This is a genomic window from Acidiphilium sp. (assembly GCF_049977125.1).
GTDB lineage: Bacteria > Pseudomonadota > Alphaproteobacteria > Acetobacterales > Acetobacteraceae > Acidiphilium.
On record NZ_JBMFGY010000211.1, the window covers coordinates 1 to 3,925 of the forward strand.

The 3,925-nt window shown below is 60.9% G+C and carries 3 protein-coding genes; all 3 read right to left on the reverse strand.

Features of this window, described 5'->3' with window-relative positions; translation table 11 throughout:
* Positions 1 to 747 precede the first annotated feature (747 nt).
* Genes ACP5E6_RS16835 through ACP5E6_RS16845 form a run of 3 tightly spaced genes read right to left on the reverse strand, consistent with a single transcriptional unit; the run spans position 748 to position 3,602 of the window.
* Complete coding sequence (locus ACP5E6_RS16835; RefSeq protein ID WP_427956109.1) at positions 748 to 1,746, reverse strand: substrate-binding domain-containing protein; 999 nt, start codon at positions 1,744 to 1,746, stop codon at positions 748 to 750.
* A 33-nt stretch (positions 1,747 to 1,779) separates the two neighbouring features.
* Complete coding sequence (locus tag ACP5E6_RS16840) at positions 1,780 to 2,814, reverse strand: ABC transporter permease (protein WP_427956110.1); 1,035 nt, start codon at positions 2,812 to 2,814, stop codon at positions 1,780 to 1,782.
* On the reverse strand, positions 2,811 to 3,602 hold the full coding sequence (locus tag ACP5E6_RS16845; RefSeq protein WP_427956112.1) for an ATP-binding cassette domain-containing protein: 792 nt from the start codon (positions 3,600 to 3,602) through the stop codon (positions 2,811 to 2,813). Before ACP5E6_RS16845 ends, ACP5E6_RS16840 begins: the two co-directional genes overlap by 4 nt.
* Positions 3,603 to 3,925: the final 323 nt, after the last annotated feature.

Sequence of the window (3,925 nt, forward strand, 5' to 3'; positions counted from 1 at the left end):
CGGACGGCTTCCTCCTTCGGCTCAAAAGCTTCTCGCCACCTCGAAAACTGACCTCAGCACAGCAAGCTTACCAATCCTCTCGTTGTGGCCCTAATCCTTGTTCCTCTGCGTACTGATCGAGGTGCTGCAAGATCGACGGGAATGGCGAAAGTGCACCGCTTTTATGGTGCTTGCTGACCACGATCGAGGTCCACGACGCTGCCGGCGCCGCCGAAATCGCACGGAGGGAACCCTCATCCAGCCAGATCCCTCGCATGGCTCGCCTGGATGATCGCCCGCCTCGGCGGCTGGAACTGCTACTACAAGCCGCCAAGTCCCAAAACCATACGCGCGGGATGGGCTCACTTCGCCTCCGTGGCGATAGGCTTCATCATCGCAGCACAGTCAAATGCGTGAGTCCCGTAGGGTAAGAGAGATAAAAACGTGGGTACCCGTTCATGTTTTCCTGACACCGATTTGGTGCAGTGGGGTGTTTGTATCATGGGCATCCGCCCGTCGTATTATCCGCGCAGAGGCTCGCAGAGCTTGAAGCACTCCTGGTCGAACTGTTCGGTGAGATCGCCAACCTGAAGCCGATTGTTGCCGAATGGCGCGAAGAGAAGGCGCGATCGAGAGGGCTGAAAGCCCTTCCACCTATCTAACCGAGTGGCACGCCGGTATCTCCCACCGAATCAGGACTATGTCATCGCGATCTAATGCGGATCAGGTTGTTGCCAGTTCCCACCATGGAAATGCCGGTGTGGCACGTCAGTAGACTCCCTGCTTGATGAGGGGCAGGATTTGGTCAACCTTGGCGCCGTCATCGGTACCGGCGGCGGTGTTGGTGTTCATGCCTTCAAGGCCGAATTTTTTAGTGAGCATGCATTGGGCGACCGGAAGGAAACCCTGCAGGTAAAGCTGCTGGTTAAGGGTGACGGTGATGTAGTGACTTTTTAGGCCAGCTATGGTGGCGGGGGCGAGGTCAATGCCGCCGACGGTGATCTGGCCGGGTTTCTTGTCGGCTTCCTTCAGCGCCTGCGGGATGAAAGAGGTGACGAGGCCTTGCTGGGTACCAATCGCCTTGATGTCGGGGTGGCGTTCGATGAAGGCAACAATGATCGGGACGGCGAGGGCGGGATCGGCGTTCACCTTGTTGGAAATGTTGAGTTCATAGACTTTGAGGCCGGCTTTTTTCAGGCCATGAGCGAGGCCTTTGTCGGACAGGCCGCGGATACCTTCGGCGAAGACACCGTATTCAAGGGCGACGTCGCCTTTTTTCAGATTTCCGGCTTTGATCATGGCCTCGGCAGTGGTCTCCCCGCCCTTGAACAGATAGGTGCCGGCGTAGCCGAAGCCATTGGCGCGATAGAGCGCTTCGAGCTTGGGCAGGGGGACATTGCCGGCGGTGACGACGATGCCTTGTTTTTCGGCCTGGGCGACCAGAGGCATGAAAGCGCGGTTGCCGGGATGGCCCATGATTTCGATGCAGTCCGGCCTTGCGGCTAGGGCCTGGCGGAACTGGGTGAGCATGGTTTCGGGCTGCCAGTTGGAATATTGCTCGATCAGCTTGATGCCGAAGGCTTTCGCGGCGGCTTTGGCGCCGAGCTCGCGCGGCAGGGTCGAGCCGTCGCCAGGGCTGCCGCCCATCTGGAAATACATGGTTAGGCCAGCGCCGAGTTTGCCGCTGGTGGGGGCGGCGTGGGCGATGGTGGTCGCGGCGAGGGTGGCGAGGGCGGTGGTGGCGAGGGCAGTTTTAAGCGGTTTCATTTGTTGTTTCTCCCGTGGGTTTGAGTTTGATTTTTACGGTCTGGTGAATAGGCGGCGCTGGAGCTGGCGGATGCGGGCGGGGTCGTCGAGGCCGATATGCAGGACGACAGCGGCGACGAAGACAAGGCCGACGATGACTTCGACCCAGAAGCCGGCGACGCCGGTGGCGACGATGCCGGCATCGAGCATGCCGATGATCAGGGCACCGAAGAAGCTACCGACAACGGTGGCGGTGCCGCCGAAGACGGAGGTGCCGCCGATGAACACGGCGGCGAGGGCGGAGAGCAGGATGCCCTGGCCTTGGGTGGGGAAGTAGCTGAGGTTTTCGAGGGTGAGCAGGACACTGGCGAAGCCGCCGAGCGCGCCCATCAGGGTGAACAGCTTGATCCGTTCGCGCACGGTATTGATGCCGACAACGCGGGCGACTTCACGCGAGTCGCCGATGAAGAGGAGGTGTTCGCCGAAGCGGTGGCGGTTGAGGATGAACCAGACGATGATGGCGACGGCGAGGGCCCAGAAGGCTTCGGTGGGGATGCCGAGCAGGGTTCCGGAGAAGATGCCGTTGATCACCGAACCGGTCAGGCGTTCCAGCGTGTAGGACATGCCGCCGGAGAGGACCGTGGCGATACCGGACCAGAAGAAGCTGGTGCCGATGGTGATGATGATCGAGGGGATGCCGATCACCGCGATGAGGAAGCCGTTGACCACGCCGATCAGCGCGCCGCCGGCGATGGCGGCGAGCAGGCCGAGCCAGGCGGACCAGGGTGCGCCGTAGGTGCGGGTGACATGGGCGAACAGGAAGCCGGACAGGGCGATGACGGCGGGGAACGAGAGGTCGATCTCGCCGGCGGCGATGACCAGGGTGAGGCCGAGGGAGAGGATCATCATCGGCGGGATGGTGACGAGGAAGGAGTTGTAGATCGGCCAGTGCAGGAAGACGGTGGGGGCGAAAAAGATGAACAGGCCGATCAGGACGAAGAAGACGATGATGATCGGCACGCCTTCGAGCTTGATCGCGGTGCGGGGGTTGAGGGCGGGGAGAGGTTGTTTCAACGGGGTGTCGCTCATGTGGCGGCCTCGATCTTGGTTTTCTGGAGGTCGATCAGGAAGAGGGTGAGGTCTTCGAGGGTGAGGTCGGCGGGGCGGAGGTTGGCGACGATGCGGCCGCGGTCGAGCACGATCAGGCGGTCGGCCAAAGCGTGGACGTGGGCGAGGTTGTGTTCGATGTAGATGGCGGCGCGGCCGGAGGCTTTGATGCGGCGGACGAAGTCGAGCACCTTTTGCACCTCTTTGATGGCGAGGGCGGTGGTGGGTTCGTCGAGGATGATCAGATCGGCGTCGAAATGCATGGCGCGGCCGATCGCGATGCCCTGGCGTTCGCCGCCGGAAAGTTTGGCGACGGTGGAGTCGGCATCGATGCCGACGCCGCGGAAGCCGAGCTGGCGCTGGAGGATTTCGTTGGCGATGCGGCGCTGTTCGCGGACCTTGATGAAGCCGAAGCGGTTGGTGATCTGGCGGCCGACGAAGAAATTGCGCCAGAGCGGCTGTTTTTCACCGAGAGATTTTTCCTGATAGACGGTTTCGAATCGGAGATCGTGGGCGCGGCGGACCGAGAAATTCGCCCAGTCGACCGGCTGGTCGCGGATGAACAGGCGGCCGGCGGAGGGCGGGATGACGCCGGTGAGGGTTTTGATCAGGGTGGATTTGCCGGCGCCGTTATCGCCGATCAGGCCGACGATTTCGTTGCGGCCGATTGCGAGGTCGATGTCCGACAGGGCGCGGACCTTGCCGAACGAGACCGAGAGGCGTTCGGCACGGACGATGTGCTCGTAGCTACGGTTAGATGCGGTTTCCACCGTCGTTTCCCCTCAAGGCACTGCGTCTCGGTGCGCAATTATTGCATTTTATCGAGTGAAGACAGCGACAAGTCAATCGGTATTTACGGGAAGTCGGGATGGAGCTTCATATTGTGATGTCAATCCGGCATTGAAAAGTGAACCGCCCCAGTTATCCCGGCTACGGCATTCACACATTACACTTGCCCTGATAGCCGGTTCCTGATTCTCCATGGTTTTGAGGCTGATGGAGAGGGTGATGGCGGTAAGGCCCGAAGTAACGAAACGCCCCGATTTGTAGCATAAGCGGACAAAATGAGAACACTGGCGGGGCGAACCTCAGG

Bases quoted from the DNA above. Each gene is read 5' to 3' on its own strand.
- ACP5E6_RS16835 (WP_427956109.1), bottom strand. From the start codon at position 1,746: ATGAAACCGCTTAAAACTGCCCTCGCCACCACCGCCCTCGCCACCCTC.
- ACP5E6_RS16840 (WP_427956110.1), bottom strand. From the start codon at position 2,814: ATGAGCGACACCCCGTTGAAACAACCTCTCCCCGCCCTCAACCCCCGC.